This is a genomic window from Mycolicibacterium iranicum, from assembly GCF_014190915.1.
Classification (GTDB): domain Bacteria; phylum Actinomycetota; class Actinomycetes; order Mycobacteriales; family Mycobacteriaceae; genus Mycobacterium; species Mycobacterium iranicum_B.
Genome location: NZ_JACHVU010000014.1, coordinates 111,643 through 128,238 on the forward strand (window position 1 = coordinate 111,643; position 16,596 = coordinate 128,238).

General features: G+C 69.2%; 18 protein-coding genes. 6 read left to right on the plus strand and 12 right to left on the minus strand.

The window, feature by feature from the left end; translation table 11 throughout:
- Positions 1-15 precede the first annotated feature (15 nt).
- On the plus strand, positions 16-966 hold the full coding sequence (gene coaA / locus FHR72_RS23280; protein WP_183472826.1) for a type I pantothenate kinase: 951 nt from the start codon (positions 16-18) through the stop codon (positions 964-966).
- A 16-nt stretch (positions 967-982) separates the two neighbouring features.
- On the opposite strand, the gene FHR72_RS23285 is transcribed toward coaA, so the two are convergent.
- From FHR72_RS23285 to FHR72_RS23300, 4 genes are all read right to left on the minus strand, one after another.
- Positions 983-1,384: a hypothetical protein gene (locus FHR72_RS23285; RefSeq protein ID WP_183472829.1), complete on the minus strand. Its 402-nt coding sequence runs from the start codon at positions 1,382-1,384 to the stop codon at positions 983-985.
- A gap of 82 nt (positions 1,385-1,466) precedes the next feature.
- Positions 1,467-1,883 carry a hypothetical protein gene (locus FHR72_RS23290; protein ID WP_183472832.1) on the minus strand — a complete coding sequence of 139 codons (417 nt, stop codon included), beginning with the start codon at positions 1,881-1,883 and terminating at the stop codon, positions 1,467-1,469.
- 69 nt (positions 1,884-1,952) lie between these two features.
- A complete protein-coding gene (locus FHR72_RS23295; RefSeq protein ID WP_183472835.1) occupies positions 1,953-3,302 on the minus strand; it encodes a hypothetical protein in 1,350 nt (449 codons plus the stop codon).
- Positions 3,303-3,313: 11 nt separating this feature from the next.
- Positions 3,314-4,105, minus strand: a complete 792-nt coding sequence (locus FHR72_RS23300; RefSeq protein WP_183472838.1) for a (2Z,6E)-farnesyl diphosphate synthase — start codon at positions 4,103-4,105, stop codon at positions 3,314-3,316.
- A gap of 56 nt (positions 4,106-4,161) precedes the next feature.
- On the opposite strand from FHR72_RS23300, the gene trhA reads away from it, so the two are divergent.
- Positions 4,162-4,890 (plus strand): PAQR family membrane homeostasis protein TrhA, encoded by a 729-nt coding sequence (gene trhA, locus FHR72_RS23305; protein ID WP_183472841.1) that lies wholly within the window; start codon positions 4,162-4,164, stop codon positions 4,888-4,890.
- Positions 4,891-5,240: 350 nt separating this feature from the next.
- Here trhA and FHR72_RS23310 read toward each other — a convergent pair whose 3' ends face one another.
- Genes FHR72_RS23310 through mca form a run of 4 tightly spaced genes read right to left on the minus strand, consistent with a single transcriptional unit; the run spans position 5,241 to position 8,786 of the window.
- Positions 5,241-5,615: a nuclear transport factor 2 family protein gene (locus FHR72_RS23310; protein ID WP_183472844.1), complete on the minus strand. Its 375-nt coding sequence runs from the start codon at positions 5,613-5,615 to the stop codon at positions 5,241-5,243.
- Between the two features lie 10 nt (positions 5,616-5,625).
- Positions 5,626-7,647, minus strand: coding sequence for a thioredoxin domain-containing protein (locus FHR72_RS23315; RefSeq protein WP_183472847.1), 2,022 nt, complete (start codon positions 7,645-7,647; stop codon positions 5,626-5,628).
- Positions 7,634-7,915 (minus strand): hypothetical protein, encoded by a 282-nt coding sequence (locus FHR72_RS23320; RefSeq protein ID WP_396888504.1) that lies wholly within the window; start codon positions 7,913-7,915, stop codon positions 7,634-7,636. The genes FHR72_RS23315 and FHR72_RS23320 overlap by 14 nt, the downstream gene beginning before the upstream one ends.
- 1 nt (position 7,916) lies before the next feature.
- Complete coding sequence (gene mca, locus FHR72_RS23325) at positions 7,917-8,786, minus strand: mycothiol conjugate amidase Mca (RefSeq protein ID WP_183472957.1); 870 nt, start codon at positions 8,784-8,786, stop codon at positions 7,917-7,919.
- Between the two features lie 117 nt (positions 8,787-8,903).
- Here mca and FHR72_RS23330 point away from each other — a divergent pair, with 117 nt between their 5' ends.
- From FHR72_RS23330 to FHR72_RS23340, 3 genes are all read left to right on the plus strand, one after another.
- The gene (locus FHR72_RS23330) at positions 8,904-9,326 is read left to right on the plus strand and encodes a DUF4307 domain-containing protein (RefSeq protein ID WP_183472850.1); all 423 of its coding nucleotides are present in this window, start codon (positions 8,904-8,906) and stop codon (positions 9,324-9,326) included.
- Between the two features lie 233 nt (positions 9,327-9,559).
- A complete protein-coding gene (greA, locus tag FHR72_RS23335) occupies positions 9,560-10,054 on the plus strand; it encodes a transcription elongation factor GreA (protein WP_183472853.1) in 495 nt (164 codons plus the stop codon).
- A gap of 38 nt (positions 10,055-10,092) precedes the next feature.
- On the plus strand, positions 10,093-10,761 hold the full coding sequence (locus FHR72_RS23340; protein WP_183472856.1) for a GOLPH3/VPS74 family protein: 669 nt from the start codon (positions 10,093-10,095) through the stop codon (positions 10,759-10,761).
- Here FHR72_RS23340 and FHR72_RS23345 read toward each other — a convergent pair.
- Positions 10,758-11,936, minus strand: a complete 1,179-nt coding sequence (locus tag FHR72_RS23345; RefSeq protein WP_183472859.1) for a cystathionine gamma-synthase — start codon at positions 11,934-11,936, stop codon at positions 10,758-10,760. The genes FHR72_RS23340 and FHR72_RS23345 overlap by 4 nt on opposite strands.
- Before the next feature lie 31 nt (positions 11,937-11,967).
- Here FHR72_RS23345 and FHR72_RS23350 point away from each other — a divergent pair, with 31 nt between their 5' ends.
- Positions 11,968-13,158 carry an acyl-CoA dehydrogenase family protein gene (locus FHR72_RS23350; protein WP_183472862.1) on the plus strand — a complete coding sequence of 397 codons (1,191 nt, stop codon included), beginning with the start codon at positions 11,968-11,970 and terminating at the stop codon, positions 13,156-13,158.
- Here the strand turns inward: FHR72_RS23350 and FHR72_RS23355 are convergent.
- From FHR72_RS23355 to FHR72_RS23365, 3 genes are all read right to left on the minus strand, one after another.
- Complete coding sequence (locus FHR72_RS23355; protein ID WP_183472865.1) at positions 13,142-13,630, minus strand: Rv1078 family RDD domain-containing protein; 489 nt, start codon at positions 13,628-13,630, stop codon at positions 13,142-13,144. The two genes, FHR72_RS23350 and FHR72_RS23355, sit on opposite strands and share 17 nt — an antisense overlap.
- 69 nt (positions 13,631-13,699) lie before the next feature.
- Entirely contained in the window at positions 13,700-14,743 is a 1,044-nt protein-coding gene (locus tag FHR72_RS23360; RefSeq protein WP_183472868.1) for a DUF2189 domain-containing protein, read from the minus strand.
- A gap of 451 nt (positions 14,744-15,194) precedes the next feature.
- The gene (locus FHR72_RS23365) at positions 15,195-16,589 is read right to left on the minus strand and encodes a cystathionine beta-synthase (RefSeq protein ID WP_183472871.1); all 1,395 of its coding nucleotides are present in this window, start codon (positions 16,587-16,589) and stop codon (positions 15,195-15,197) included.
- Between the last annotated feature and the right edge of the window lie 7 nt (positions 16,590-16,596).

Here is a 16,596-nt window from a genome sequence, read left to right on the forward strand (position 1 = left end):
TGCAAGACTGTGCCCATGGCGCGGCTGAGCGACCCCAGCCCCTACGTGGAGTTCGATAGAACCCAATGGCGGGCGCTTCGCATGTCGACGCCGCTGAAGCTGACCGAGGACGAGTTGGTCCGGCTGCGGGGTCTGGGCGAGAAGATCGACCTCCTCGAGGTCGAAGAGGTCTACCTGCCGCTGGCGCGGCTCATCCACCTCCAGGTGGCGGCGCGGCAGGCGTTGTTCGCGACCACCGCGCACTTCCTCGGCGATTCGAACGGCGAGCCGAGCCAGAACCCGGACCGCCCGGTGCCGTTCGTGATCGGCGTCGCGGGCAGTGTCGCGGTGGGCAAGTCGACGACGGCCCGCGTGCTGCAGGCGCTGCTGGCGCGTTGGGAGCACCACCCCCGCGTCGACCTCGTCACCACCGACGGCTTCCTCTACCCCAACGCCGAGCTGTCACGACGTAACCTGATGCATCGCAAGGGTTTTCCGGAGAGCTACGACCGCAGGGGTCTCATGCGGTTCGTCACCGCGGTGAAGTCGGGGTCGGATGCGGCCTGCGCCCCGGTGTATTCGCATCTGCTCTACGACATCGTGCCGGGTGAGAAGCAGATCATCGAGCACCCCGACATCCTGATCCTCGAGGGCCTCAACGTGCTGCAGACGGGTCCGGCGCTGATGGTGTCCGACCTGTTCGACTTCTCGGTCTACGTCGACGCCCGCATCGAGGACATCGAGAACTGGTACATCTCGCGGTTCCTGTCGATGCGGGCCGGGGCGTTCGCCGACCCGGCCTCGCACTTCCACCACTATTCGACGTTGACCGACGAGCAGGCCGTGTTCGCCGCCCGCGACATCTGGCATTCGATCAACCGCCCCAATCTGATCGACAACATCCTGCCGACCCGGCCGCGGGCGACGCTTGTGCTGCGCAAGGACTCCGACCACTCGATCAACCGGCTGCGGCTGCGCAAGCTCTGAGGGCAGGGGCGCGCTCTCAGAGTCGTCGCAGGCCGATGTACTGCACCGTGCCGATCACCGCGGTGTAGAGCGCACCGCCGAGCAGCAGCGCCACCCCCCAGCCGGTCAGCGGCCAGATGCCGGCCACCTCGGCTCCAACGAAGCCGACCGTGAACAGTGCGTTGGCGGTGATGGTCGCGATCGCGCCGGGGCGGACCCGGTCGCGACCGGCCAGCCAGTACACGACGACGCCGTAGACCAAGAAGAACACGCCGAGGGCGTACTCGACGGCCACCGGCACGCCCGTCGCCGAGGAGAGCCAGCCCGCGGCGGCGACGAACGGCACCCCGGTGATCCCGACCAGGACGGCGTCGAGGCGCATCGCGAAGCGGACCAGGGAGTCCCTGGTACCTGTCGTGGAGGCGGTCACTGCGGTCATCGTGCGTTCCCTTCTGTTGTGGGTGAGGTGACCGGTACCGGAGTCGACGCCACGACCTCTTGTGACGGCGACTCCGGACCAGTCATGCGGGGGTGCGGCGCACCCCGAGGTACTGCAGGTAGGCGAAGCCCACCGTGACTGCGGCGAACGCGACGGTGGCCGCCGCGCCGAACGGGGTCAGCGGAAGCCACCCGGCAGCGAGCACGACGGCCACCGCCACCGTGAACATCACGTTGCCGATCAGCACGGCGACGCCGACGCGGCGGATGTTGCGCAACCGGGCCGCGCTGTAGAGCAGGGCGCCATACGCGACGAGCGCCGAGCCGGAAAACCATTCGGCCGTCGGGCTCAGACCGGAGAGCTCTGAGAGGGGGTCCGCGGCCATCGCGACGAACAGACCCAGCCCGGCACACAAGGTGGCGTCGGCGCGCATCGCGACGCGCAGCAGCTGCGTGTCGGTGGGGGTGGCCCGTGGGTGCCGGGTGGTGATGGCGGTCATGTCACCGAGCGTGCTCGCGCAGCACTGCCAGGTCTGCACCGACTACTGCCAGTTACTGCCAGCCGCAGGTCAGCGGGCCGTGACGAGGTTGCTGCGCAGGTCGGTGGCGATGACGCGGGCGGCCGCGTTCTGCCAGTTGTGCAGCGACCGCTGCGGCACCTCGGTGACGAACCACTGCCAAGCCTGTCGGGCGAGCGGGTCCAGCCCGGCGGCCGTCGCGTTCTGGGCATAGGCGCGCACGCCAGCGACGTACGGGAAGTACAGCGAGTTGTAGTGGCGCCACTGTTCGGTGGTGCCGAAATCCGCGCCGTCACGTGGCTTGAGACCGGCGATGCGTTCGGCCAGCAGGGCCCGCAGCTCGTTGGCGCGTTCCAGCGGCTGGTCCGGGGCGCCGCGCAGCGCGAGGCGCTCGTCGATGACGGGCAACGCGGTCAGCGGGCTGGCGACGAGCTTGGACAGATCGCCGTAGTGCCCGAGCGCGCGGCGGGTGACCCGCACGAACGTCTCCTCGTCCATGCCGTCGAGCGGGCTCGCCGAACGCAGGGGCAGCGCGGCCTCGGTGCTGCGCAGGGCCGCCCGGTCGGCGCGCAGGTCCGGCGACCGGGAGAACGCCAGCCGGTCGAGCAGGCCCGCGAGGGGGTCGGCCAGCACGTTGATGGCAATCGCGACGGCCAGGCTGGTGAACAGCAGCACCGCCAACGTGGTGCTCTGGCCCGCCACCGCCAGGCCGATGAGCACCTGCGCACCGAACAGGACGGCCACGACCATCGTGCCGACGAAGGACCTCAGCATGTCCTTGCGCAGCGCCTGGCCCTCGTCGAACGCGTCGCCGATCGCCACCGCGACGCCGAGCAACGCGACGTCGAAACCGGTCGACGCGAGCGCCAGCCAGCTGGGCACCAGACCCAGCGGGATCACCAGGATCGCGTTGCCCAGGGCGAAGAACAGCGTCGCGACGACGACGAAACCGACGACCGGGCCCGGCTGGGAGCGTCGCACCACGGTGTTGATCATCGCGCCGACGGCGGGTATCGACACCGCCGCGAACATCACCCAGTGGCCCAGCCGCAGCGGACCTTCGACGCCGCCGGCGAGCGTCGCGCCGAGGAACGCGACCGCGGCCACGGCGGCCACCACCCCCGCCTCTCCCGCTCGGCTCCGCAACGTGTCGTGGGACCGCGAGAGCTCCAGCAGCACGGCGAACCACGCGATACCCGGCACCGCGACGAGGTAGATCTCGACGCGGCTGAGCATCTCGGACCCGCTGATCACCCGGACCGCGTCCAGCGCGACGACCGCCGCGAAGCTCGTCAGCCCGATCGCGGCGAGCACCAGCGTCGGCTTGCGCGGGTCACGCGCCAGCAGGTAGAGGCCCAGCCACCAGCTCAGCGCGAACACCAGAGCGGAGAGAGTAGCCATGGCCGGCAGTCCTAGCGTCCGTAGCGTCGGTGCCTGGCGCTGTAGTCGCGCAGCGCCCGCAGGAAGTCCACCCGGCGGAACTCCGGCCAGTACGCCTCGGTGAACCACATCTCCGAATACGCGCTCTGCCACAGCAGGAACCCGGACAGCCGCTGCTCCCCCGATGTCCGGATCACGAGATCGGGGTCCGGTTGGCCCGAGGTGTAGAGGTTCTCCGAAATGGCTTCGGCGGTGACCGATTCGATCAGTTTGTCGCCGCTGACGCCGTTGGCGAGTTCCTTGCCCAGCAGTGCGCGCACGGCGTCGACGATCTCCTGGCGGCCCCCGTAGCCGACCGCGACGTTGACGTGGAACGAGCCGCCGTTGCCGTCGGTCGACCGGACGGCATCGCGAAGCCGACGGGCCGACTCCTCGCCGATCAGCTCGAGGTCCCCGACGGTGCGGACGCTCCACTGGTTGGCCGGCGCGCAGATCTCCTCGACGACCTCGGTGATGATCTCGATCAGCGTGGCCAGCTCGCCGCGGTCGCGCTGCAGGTTCTCGGTGGACAGCAGATAGACCGTGGCCATCTCGATGCCGGCTTCGTGGCACCAGCGCAGCATCTCGGCGATCTTGCCGGCGCCGACGCGGTAGCCGTAGCTGACGTCATCGTGGCCGAGCTCACGTGCCCACCGCCGGTTGCCGTCGCACAGAACGGCAATATGACGGGGAAGGTCGGATCGCTTGAGTGACAACCCCTGACGCAGCCGCATCTCGTAGAGCCGGTACATCGGCTCCTTGAGTCGCCGCGGAATGAGGTCCACGATGTTCCAGACTACTGTGACGCGAGGAAGCCCCAAGGGCAGTCAGCGGAGGTGAAATGCCGACATCGCTCGAACCGTGGTACTCGGCCGATTCGTCGCGAGGACCCGAGGACCTTCCCGAAGCGGTCGCCGAAGGCGTCGCCCAGTTCCTGGGCAAGCCGCGGCTGCGCGGATGGATCCACGTGTACTCGGCGGTCATCGCGGTCATCTGCGGTGCCACGCTGGTCGCGGTGTCGTGGTCGGTGGTCTCGACGCGCGCCGGCATCGCCACGCTGATCTACACGCTGACGATCGTCGCCATGTTCGCCGTCAGCGGCACCTATCACCGGGTGAACTGGACGTCGGCCAACGCGCGCAAGTGGATGAAGCGCGCCGACCATTCGATGATCTTCGTGTTCATCGCCGGCAGTTACACGCCGTTCGCGCTGCTGGCGGTGGGCGACGACGGCATGGTGCTGTTCTGGATCGTGTGGGGCGGCGCACTGGCCGGGGTGGCGCTGAAGATGCTGTGGCCGTCGTCGCCGCGCTGGCTCGGCGTGCCGCTCTACATCCTGTTGGGGTGGGTCGCGGTCTGGTTCATCGGCCCGATCATGGAGGGCGCGGGCGTCGCGGCGGTGGTGCTGCTGATCGTCGGCGGCGCGCTCTACAGCATCGGCGGCGTGCTCTATGCGCTGAAGTGGCCCAACCCGTGGCCCACCACGTTCGGGCACCACGAGTTCTTCCATGCGTGCACTGCCGTCGCGGCGATCTGCCACTACATCGCGATGTGGTTCGCCGTCTTCTGACACCCCGCCCCTTGCCACCCCTCACCGCTCACCGCGAGCGTGCGTGTCTGCAGCCAACACGCCGCGCCAATGCGAGAGTTTGCGCACGCTCGCGAGGCGCGCTCGACACACTCCACGCACGCTCGCGACCGCAGGCCCGGCTTATTCCACGCACCCTCGCGACCGTAGGCCCACGCGGGGCCCGACGCGCTCAAGACACCCCACGGAACCTTCCCCGCGACGCCCACACCGTCTCGCCGCGAGCGTGCGCGAACTCCCGTTGCTGACCGGCGAGTTGCCCGCAGACACGCACGCTCGCGGACAACGAAAGGGGCTAGGGGGAAGGGAGAAGGGGAAGAGAAGAGAAGAGCTCAGGAAGACAGCTGGGTGATGTTCTGCGGGCCCCAGTAGGCCTTCATCGACGTGATCTGGCCTTCGCCGTTGAACGTCATCACCTCGATGGGCTCGATGCGCATCGCGCCGCCGACCGTGATGGCGAAGACGAACGCCGCCTCGTGTCCGCCCGCGCGGAACTCACGCAGCTCGGTCGTGATCTCGCCGCCCTCCACCATTTTGTAGAAGCCGGCGATGGCCTGACGACCGATGTGCACCTCGCCGCCGCCCACGGGATCTTCGAGCGTCGCGTCCTCGGCGTAGAGAGCGGCGACGGCGTCCGCGCTGCCGCCGGCGACGGTGTCGAGGTAGCGCTGGACGAAACCTTGCAGGACATCGGGCTCAAAGCTCATGTGCGGCAGGCTACACGGAGGGTGCGAGCGCGGCGGCGAGATCCTCGACGGTCGTGACGGGCAGGTCGCAGACCCGTCCGCGGCACACGTAGGCCGCGTCGGCGCCCCCGACCCGCGGCCGGTCCCGCAGCAGCTCGGCGGAATCCGTCGCCCCGCCCACCACGACGGCCCCGCCGGGGGCGAGGGCACGCGCGGCCGCCAGCAGTTCCGAGTCGGGGCCCTCGCAGGAGACGGCGATCTGGATCGGCCCGCGCACAGCCGCCTCGGCGACGGCGAGCCAGTGCCCGGCCGAGCGGGGAACCCGGGCCGGCAGCACCGTCGCACCGGCCAGCGTGGCCTCGGCCGCAGCCGAATACCGTTGCGCCGCAGCCTCGGGCGCGAGGTGCGCCGCGAGTAGCAGCGCCTCGGCGACGAGTGAGGCGCCCGACGGTGTCGCCCCGTCCATCGGATCCGACGGCCGCAATACCAGCTGCTCGGCGTCATCGGCGGTGTCGAACCAGCGGCCCTGCTCGTCGGGGTCGGCGAAGTGGTCGAGGGCCACGTCGAGCAGCCCGAGGACGTCGTCCAGCCATTTGCGCCCGCCCGTGGCCTGGTAAAGGGTCAGCAGTGCGGTTGCCAGGGCCGCGTAGTCCTCGAGGATCGCCACGCTGTCGCCGACCACCCCGCCGAGGCTCGAGCGTCGGAGCCGGCCGTCGACGAGATGCAGGTCCAGTAGCGCGCGGGCGCAATCGATTGCCGCGGTGAGATATTCGGGACGACCCAGTACGAATGCCGCGTCGGCGAGGGCGGTGATCGCCAACCCGTTCCACGCTGTGACGACCTTGTCGTCCCGTGCCGGCTGGGGACGCGCCCCGCGCGCCTCGCGCATCGCCGACCGGACCCGCTCGTAGCGGTCGATGTCGTCGGGGTCGCGGCGCAACTGCAGCACCGAGGCGCCGCGCTCGAACGTCCCCTGCGTGGTGACGCCGAAAAGGTCTGCGGCCCAACGGCCGTCGTCATCGCCCAGCACCTCGGTCAGCTGTCCGGGCGTCCACACATACGTGGCACCCTCGACCCCGTCGGTGTCGGCGTCCAGCGATGAGACGAACATCCCGTCGCGCCGGAGATCGGCGAGCAGGAAGCGGGCGGTCTCGTCGGCTACCCTGTGCGCCAACGGGTTTCCGGTGCGGCGCGCCCAGTGCGCATACACGCCGAGCAGCTGTGCGTTGTCGTAGAGCATCTTCTCGAAGTGCGGGACGACCCACGACGCGTCGACGCTGTAGCGCGCGAAGCCGCCGGCGAGCTGGTCGTAGATCCCGCCACGCGCCATCGCGTCGCAGGTGCGGGCGACGGCCCCCAGGGCTGCGGGCGACCCGGTGCGCTCGTGGTGGCGCAGCAGGGCTTCCAGCAGCGCCGACGGCGGGAACTTGGGTGCGCCGTTCGGCGACGTGGAGAACCCGCCGTTGACCGTGTCCTCGTCCCGTAGGACTGCAGCGACCGCCTCATCGCACGTCTGAGCATGCACCGGCGGGCCCCCACCGGGCAGACCCGACGCCATCGACCGCAGTTCCCCGGCGATGTTGTCCGACGTCTGCTCCACGTCGGCCCGCCGGGTCCGCCACGTGTCGGTGACCGCGTCGAGCAACTGCAGGAACGTGGCCTTCGGGTAGTAGGTGCCGCAGAAGAACGGCCGGCCGTCGGGGGTCAGGAAGCAGGTCATCGGCCAGCCGCCCTGTCCGGTCATCGCGACGGTCGCGCTCATGTAGACCGCGTCGAGGTCCGGACGTTCCTCGCGGTCGACCTTGATGCAGACGAAGTTCGCGTTCGCGACCGCTGCGACGTCGTCGTCCTCGAAGGACTCGTGGGCCATCACGTGACACCAGTGACACGCGGCGTAGCCGATCGACAGCAGGATCGGCACGTCGCGCCGGGCGGCCTCGGCGATCGCCTGCGCCGTCCACTGCTGCCAGTGCACGGGGTTGTCGGCGTGCTGCCTCAGGTACGGGCTGGTGGCGTCCGCGAGCCTGTTCGACGAGCTCTCAGCTCGGCTCACGCTTCGATCCGTCGGCCGGGTTCTCGGTGGACAGGTCGGGGTCGGCGTCGGGCGCACCCTCGACGCCGTCGTCGTCGAACGATTCCGGCAGCTTGCGCAGGTGCCGGTTCATTGACCAGACCAGGAAGAACACCGCGATCAGCAGCAGCACGATGATGATCAGCCCGACCGGGCTGGCCTTGCCGAAGTCCGGGCCGGTCTGGCGCGGCTCGTCCTGGGCCAGTACGCCCGTCATCAGTTCCAGGCCGAACATCATCGTGTCGGTCATGTCAGCGTCCTTCGATGCCGGCGAACAGGTCGGTCTCGGGCAGCGACACCGGCACCCGGGAGCGGGCCAGCTCGAACTCCTCGGTCGGCCACAGCCGCTGCTGCCACTCCATGGGGGTGGTGAAGAAGAAGCTCTTCGGGTCGATCTGCGTGGCGTGGGCCAGCAGTGCCTCGTCGCGTTGCGCGAAGTACTTCGAGCATTCGATGCGGGTGGTCACCCGCTTGTCGAGCACGTCGTCGTCGGGATCCCACGTCTCCAGCCACTTGGCGAACGGGCCCTCTTCGCCGTTCTTGGCGAACTCGTCCTGCAGCACCTGCATGCGCTGACGCAGGAATCCGTGGTTGTAGTACAGCTTCGCCACGCTCCACGGCTCCCCCGCGTCGGGGTAGAGCAGGTGGTCGGCCGCCGCCTCGTACGCCGCGACCGACACCTGGTGGCACTTGATGTGGTCGGGGTGCGGGTAGCCGCCGTTCTCGTCGTAGGTGGTCATCACATGCGGCTTGAACTCGCGGATCACGCGGACCAGCGCCTCGGTCGGCACCTCCAGCGGTTCCAGCGCGAAGCATCCCTCGGGCAGCGGGGGCAGCGGATCGCCCTCGGGCAGGCCCGAATCGACGAACCCCAGCCAGTGGTGCTCCACACCGAGGATCTCGGCCGCTCTGGCCATCTCGTCGCGGCGGATGTCCGGCATCCGGCCGTGGACCTCGGGGATGTCCATGGCCGGGTTGAGGATGTCCCCGCGTTCTCCGCCGGTCAACGTCACGACCATCACGCGCACGCCTTCATCGACGTAGCGCGCCATCGCCGCGGCACCCTTGCTGGACTCGTCGTCCGGGTGCGCGTGCACGGCCATCAACCGCAGTTCGGTCAACCTGGTCCTTCTCAGCTCTTCGCCTACTCGATCGCTCACGCAGAAGTTCAACCACGGGAGTGGCCCTATAGTTCCAGGTCTAGTAGACCCATCCGACCGACGGGCATGCAAAACGAGATGATCGACCGCCCCACCGCCCGCTACGGCGGGCAGCGAATCGACCGCCGCACCGGCAGGCGGATCGCCATCGGCCTCACCGCGCTGGTGGCGATCCTCGGCGTCGCCATCGCCGCCGTGGCGTTCTCCCGGTTCGGTTCCAGCGAGGTCAAGGGCGAGATGGCCGGGTACGAGATCGTCGATCCGCACACCGTCGACGTCACCATCAGCGTGACCCGTGACGATCCGTCGCGCAGCGTGGTCTGCATCGTGCGCGCCCGCTCCAAGGACGGCGAGGAGACCGGCCGGCGCGAGGTGCTCGTCCCACCGTCGCAGGACACGACGGTCCAGGTCACCACCCCCGTCACGTCCAGCAGGCCGGTGGCGATCGGCGACGTCTACGGGTGCGGAACCGAGGTCCCGGGATACCTGATCGCCCAGTAGCGGGCAGACGCGCGACGAACGCTCGCCTGCGAAATCGTGAAATTCCGATGGCCCGCCGGTGGTATGCTGGGCCGATACACGGTTCCTGCTGGGGCCGTGTATTGCTGCATTTTGGAGCTCAGAACCGACGCTCGATCGCGGCAGTACACGTCACGACAGATCCCGGCGCCGTGCCAGAACCTTCGACCTTCTGAGGCGACATCGCACGGAAGCAACGACGACAGGAGTGCGACATGACCGACACCCAGGTCACCTGGCTCACCGAAGAGTCCTACGACCGACTCAAGGCCGAGCTCGACCAGCTGATCGCCAACCGCCCCGTCATCGCCGCCGAGATCAACGACCGACGCGAAGAGGGCGATCTGCGCGAGAACGGCGGCTACCACGCCGCCCGTGAGCAGCAGGGCCAGGAAGAAGCCCGCATCCGCCAGCTGCAGGAACTGCTGAACAACGCCAAGGTCGGCGAGGCGCCCAAGCAGTCCGGTATCGCCCTGCCCGGATCCGTCGTGAAGGTCTACTACGACGACGACGAGAACGACACCGAGACGTTCCTGATCGGCACCCGTGAGCAGGGCGTCAGCGACGGCAAGATCGAGGTGTACTCCCCCAACTCCCCGCTCGGCGGCGCGCTGATCGACGCCAAGGTCGGCGAGTCCCGCTCCTACACCGTGCCCAGCGGCAACACCGTCAAGGTCACGCTGGTCAGCGCGGAGCCCTGGCACGGCTGATTCTGTGGGCCCGGCGGGCCCGGGTTAGTCTCCAGCGCATGGCCCAGATCGCAGAGGACCTTTTTCTGCTCCTGGTCGACAACGCCTCCGCGCAACCCGGGCTCGACGATCCACGCCGCGGCCGCGCGCTCGCGGCAGCCTCACTGCTCGATCTCGCGCACGCGTGCCGGGTGCGCCCCTCCGTCGACGGCGAACCCGTCCCCGCGGGGCGCCTCGTCGCGCTCGACGCGCCCGGACCGATCGACCCGGCGGTGGCTCCGGCGTTCGCGCTCCTGAAGACCCGGCCGCTGCAGCCCGGGGCGGCGATCAAGAAGCTGGGCCGCGACGCACAGGGCCATCTCGTCGGACATCTGGAGCAGGCCGGGCAACTTCAAAAAATCAACTCCGGCAGGCTCTTCGGGCGCAGCCAGACGTTCCCGCTGACCGGGCGGGACCGCGTCGCCACGGCTCGCGCGGCGTTGATGGGGGCGCTGTTCGAACGTCGGCCGCCCGCGCCGGCGACGGCGGGCATCATCACCGTGCTGCACGCGGTGGACGGGTTGGGCGCACTGCTGAGCCTCAACGACCGCGGCTGGCGCTGGGTGCATGCCCGCGCGGGCGAAATCGCCGGCGGCAGTTGGGTCGACGAGGCGCCGGCGGGACTGCCCGAGGTGAACCTGGCGGTGACCGCGTCGGCGGTGCGTCAGGCACTCGCCCAACTGAACTAGCGGGCCGCCAGGGCCTGCTCGACGTCGCCCAGCAGGTCGGCGACGTCCTCGATGCCCACCGAAAGCCGCACCAGGTCGTCCGGCACCTCCAACTGCGAACCCGCCGTGGAAGCATGCGTCATCGCGCCGGGGTACTCGATCAACGACTCGACCCCGCCGAGGGACTCGGCGAGGATGAAAATCTCTGTGCGCGCGCAGAAGTCGCGCGCCGCCTGTGGGCCGCCCCGCAGGCGCACCGAGATCATCCCGCCGAAGCCGCTCATCTGCCGCGCCGCGACGTCGTGCCCCGGATGCGAGGGCAGACCGGGGTAGAGCACAGAGTCGACGGCGGGGTGTGCGTCGAGGAACTCGGCGACGGCGGCGGCGTTCTCGCTGTGCCGCTGCATCCGCAGCGGCAGCGTCTTGAGACCCCGGATCGTCAGGTACGCGTCGAACGGGCCGGGGACGGCCCCTGCACCGTTCTGCAGGAACGCGAACGCGTCGTCGAGCGCCTCGTCGTCGGTCAGCAACGCTCCCCCGACGACGTCGGAGTGGCCGCCGATGTACTTCGTCGTCGAATGCAGCACCACATCGGCGCCCAGCGCCAGCGGCTGCTGCAGCGCCGGGGAGGCGAATGTGTTGTCCACCAGCACCGTCACGTTGCGCTCGGCACCGATCGCGGCGATGCCGCTGATGTCGGCGATCGACAGCAGCGGGTTGGTCGGGGTCTCGATCCAGATCAGCTTGGTGCGGTCGGTCACGGCGGCGCGGACCAGGTCCAGATTCGACAGCGCGACCGCGGTGTAGCTGATGCCCCACTGGCTGAACACCTTGTCGATGAGGCGGAACGTTCCGCCGTAGGCGTCGTCGGGGATCACGACGTGGTCGCCGGGACGCAGCACCGCCCGCAGCATGCAGTCGGTGGCCGCCATCCCGGAGCTGAACGCGCGGCCGAACGCGGCGCCCTCGACCGCGGCCAGCGCACCTTCCAGCACGGAGCGGGTCGGGTTGCCCGTGCGCGCGTACTCGAACCCGCCGCGCAGACCGCCGACGCCGTCCTGGGCGAACGTGGAGCTGGCGTAGATCGGCGGGTTGACGACACCGGTGGCCGGATCGGGCCGGTAACCCGCATGGATGGCCTTCGTGGCGGGGCCGTAGGCCCGGTAGTGGTCGGCCGCACTTCGCTGCTCGCTCATATTCGCAAGGCTAGCGGTGTAGAACTTGACCATGCCCGCCCACCAGCGTCCGTCGACGACCACCACGATCGAAAGCCTCCTCGACCTCGACTCCCTGCTGAGCGCCGAGGATCGTGACCTGCGCACCATGGTGCGTGAATTCGGGGAACAGCGGCTGCGACCGCACATCGCCGAATGGTTCGAGGACGGGCAGGTCCCGGTCCGTGAACTCGCACTGGAGATCGGCAAGCTCGGTCTGCTCGGCATGCACCTGACCGGCTACGGCTGCGGCGGGTCCACCGCGACCGCCTACGGTCTGGTCTGCCAGGAGCTGGAGGCCGTCGACAGCGGGCTGCGCAGCCTGGTGTCCGTGCAGGGGTCGCTGGCGATGTTCGCCATCCACCGCTGGGGCAGCGAGGAGCAGAAGGAGCAGTGGCTGCCCGGCATGGCCGCCGGCGAGCTGATCGGCTGTTTCGGCCTCACCGAGCCCGACTTCGGTTCCAACCCCGGCGGTATGCGCACCACTGCCCGCAGGGACGGATCGGACTGGGTCCTCAACGGATCGAAGATGTGGATCACCAACGCCTCACTGGCGGATGTGGCGATCGTGTGGGCCCGGTCCAAGGAGGGCGTCGTCGGCTTCGCGGTCCCGACGTCGACGCCCGGATTCAGCGCCCGGGAGATGACGCACAAGATGTCGCTGCGCGCCTCGGTCACCTCCGAGTTCACGCTGGAGGACGTGCGGCTGCCCGAGGACGCGAGACTGCCTGAGGCGCAGGGGTTGAAGGCCCCCCTGAGCTGTCTGTCCGAGGCGAGGTTCGGGATCGTGTTCGGCGCGGTCGGGGCGGCGCGGGACTGCTTGGAGACGACGCTGGACTACGTCGGCACCCGTCGGGTCTTCGACAAGCCGCTCGCGGGTTATCAACTGACGCAGGCCAAGATCGCCGACATGGCCGTCGAACTGGGGAAGGCCCAGCTGCTCGCACTGCATCTGGGCCGCCTCAAGGACGACGGCCGGATCAGGCCCGAGCAGGTCAGCGTGGGCAAGCTGAACAACGTGCGCGAGGCCATCAAGATCGCACGGGAATGTCGCACGCTGTTGGGCGCCAACGGGATCACGCTGGAGTATCCGGTGCTGCGGCACGCCAACAACCTGGAGTCCGTGCTCACCTACGAGGGCACCTCGGAGGTGCACCAGCTCGTGATCGGCGAGGCGCTGACGGGCGTCAGCGCCTTCCGGTGAGCCGGGCGTTCGGTACACACACCGTGCCCGTCAGCTTGTCGGCCAGCGTCTGACGTCGCGGATCCCACAGCGGGAACAGATAACCGATCCCGCACGGGAGCGCGTCGATGAGGTGGACGGCCTGACGCAGCACCGAGGCCGCGAAACCGACGGCCTGCCCGGTCTTCTGATCGACCACCCGGAATCCCATCACCGACTTGCCGATGCTGGCACCGCGCACGCCCTGGCGGCGGCCGAAGTTCCACAACAGGTAGGCGACGGTGAGGGCGGCAGCCACCACACCCGCGATGTCGCCCACGGGTGAATGCACCGCCGTGCACGCCACCCCGCCGTTGTCGTAGGTGATGCACTCCGTCGGCGCGGCGCCGATGGCCACGGATCCGGCGACGGTCCACAGCGCCACGAGCGGCGCCGCGTCGATCAACGAGGCCGCCACGCGCGTCCGCCACCGCGTGTACGGGTTGGCCGTCATATCGCCTGTGGCACAACGGGAAGTCGGCGTGCCCGGAACTCCGAGCACGCCGACATCCGGGACGAGCGACTACGGGGTGGCAGGTGCGACGTACCCACCGTTGAGGGTCCGGTAGGTGTACACCATGATCAGCATCGCCAGCGGCGCCGCGACCAGCAGGCCCACGAAGCACAGCACGACGCCGACGATGATCACCGCGACGCAGGCCAGCCAGGTGAGCAGGGCCGGTCCGACGTTGTTCTTCGTCGTCTCGAAGCTCGACTTGATGGCGTCGATCGGCGACAGATCCCGGTCCAGCACCGCGATGGTGGTGAACATCAGCAGGAACGCCGCGATCACACCGGGCACCACGCACAGGAAGATGCCCACGGTGGTGATGACGCCGGTGATCAGGCCCGCGATCACGACGTTGCCGACATTGCGGGGCCGGAAGAACGACCCGACGGTCACCTGCTGTCCGTTGGCGATGTCGAAGATGCCGTTGAGGAACGCCGACTGGATCGCCGCGGAGACGATCAGGGACAGGAACCAGCCGACGATCGCGACCAGGATGCCCGCGACGCCGGTCGCGGCGTAGGAGAAGGACAGTCCGCTGTCGTCGGCGACGTAGCTGGTGTCACCGGGTGAGACGAGCATCTGCACGAGGTTGATGAGACCCTGCAGCACGATGAGGACGACGGCGAACACCAAGGTCGCGACGATCAGCGGTACGGCGTTCTTGCTGAACTTGTTCCACGCCCACCCGAACGCGTCCCCGACGTTGAAGGCCGGCGCGCCGCCGAATTGCGGATGGCCCTGCCCCGCCGGGGGAAAGCCACCGCCGAAGCCCTGCGGCGGGAAGTTGCCCGACGGCGGCGGCGGATAGCCGCCCGGGGGCGGAGGCGGGTATCCCCCGGGGTCCTGCGGCCCGAAGCCACCCTGCGGCCCGTAGCCACCCGAGGGCGGAAAGCCGCCGGACGGCGGGAAGCCTCCGGAGGGAGGGAAGCCCTCGGACGGAGGCGGATAGCTGCCACCGCCGGGCGGCGGCGGGAAGCCGCCACCGGACGGCGGCGGGGGCGGGTAGCCGCCGGGGGGCGGAGGCGGATAGCCGCCGGGCGGCGGATTCTCGGTCATCGGTGTCTCCTGATCTCGATCGCGGTCAAAGCGGTACGCACACCGTGGTGGAAATCTGGTCTGCCCTGGTGTGACGCTGACGTGTAGCACATGGCCCCGGCTGCACACGGACGCGTCGACGACGGTGCGACGGAGCGAAAGCTGTTGCTTGCCAACATTTCTCGCTCGATCCCGGAAACTGCGTCGTCGACCTGTCCGTACGGGAACCTGACGCGCCCGGTGACGGCCGAGGTTCCAGCTGTGGAACGTAATCGACGGCGCTACGGAGATCAACAGCATTCCGCGGCCTGTCGAGCGGCAGCCGACGTGCCATGCACACCCCTCCGGTCACCGCGAGCTGGGAACGAGCGTGCTCACCCTACCCGAGGCCGGGCCGCGGTCAGCGGATTCGCGCCGGAAGCGTCGACGGCGGCGTCACACCGGCGACGTTTGCCAAATCCGCCGGCGCGGTTCAGCGTCGGGGGCTGCTGTCGGAGAGGTAGCCGAGCAGGTCGTGCCGGGTCAGTACGCCGGCGGGCTTGCCCTCCTCGACGACCATCACCGCGTCGCATTCGCGCAGCGTCTTGGCCGCCGTGCTGACCGCTTCACCGGCGCCGATCAGCGGCAGCGGCGGGCTCATGTGCTGCGACACGGCGTCGGCGAGCTTGGCCCGTCCCTCGAACACCGCCGAGACGAGCTCGCGCTCGGACACGCTGCCCGCGACCTCGCCGGCCATCACCGGGGGTTCCGCGCCGACCACCGGCATCTGCGAGACGCCGTACTCGCGCAGGATCCCGATGGCGTCGCGCACCGTCTCCGACGGGTGGGTGTGCACGAGGTCGGGCAGCGCGCCGCTCTTGCCTCGCAGCACGTCGCCGACCGTGGACTCGGCCACCGAACCGTCGAGCCTGCTGCGCAGGAACCCGTAGGACGACATCCAGCCGTCGTTGAAGATCTTCGACAGGTACCCGCGGCCGCCGTCGGGCAGCAGCACGACCACCACGGCGTCCGGGCCCTCGCGTTCGGCGACCCGGATCGCCCCCACCGCGGCCATCCCGCAGGATCCGCCGACCAGCAACGCCTCTTCGCGCGCCAGCCTTCGGGTCATCTCGAATGAGTCGGCATCCGAGACGGCGATGATCTCGTCGGGGATGGTGGGGTCGTACGCCGACGGCCAGAAGTCCTCGCCGACACCTTCGACCAGATAGGGCCGCCCGGTACCTCCGGAGTACACCGACCCCTCGGGGTCGACACCGACGATCTTGACCTTTCCGCCCGACACCTCTTTGAGGTAGCGGCCGGTGCCGGTGATGGTTCCGCCCGTGCCCACCCCGGCGACGAAATGGGTGATCTTGCCTTCGGTGTCGGCCCAGATCTCGGGTCCGGTGGTCTCGTAGTGGCTCTCGGGACCCATCGGGTTGGAGTACTGGTCCGGCTTCCACGCGCCGTCGATCTCCTCGACGAGGCGGTTGGAGACGCTGTAGTAGCTGGCCGGGTCGTCCGGCGCGACCGCGGTCGGACACACCACGACCTCGGCGCCGTAGGCGCGCAGCACGTTCTGCTTGTCCTCGCTGACCTTGTCGGGGCAGACGAAGATGCAGTGGTATCCGCGCTGCTGGGCGACGATGGCCAGGCCGACCCCGGTGTTGCCCGAGGTGGGTTCGACGATGGTGCCGCCCGGCTTCAGTTCACCGCTGGCCTCGGCGGCATCGATCATCTTGATCGCGATGCGATCTTTGGAGCTGCCCCCGGGGTTCAGGTACTCGACCTTCGCAGCGACCATGCCCGCCCCCGAGGGGACGACCGAGTTCAGCTGCACCAGAGGGGTGTTTCCGATGAGCTCACTGATGTGCCGGGCGATGCGCATGGGTCCA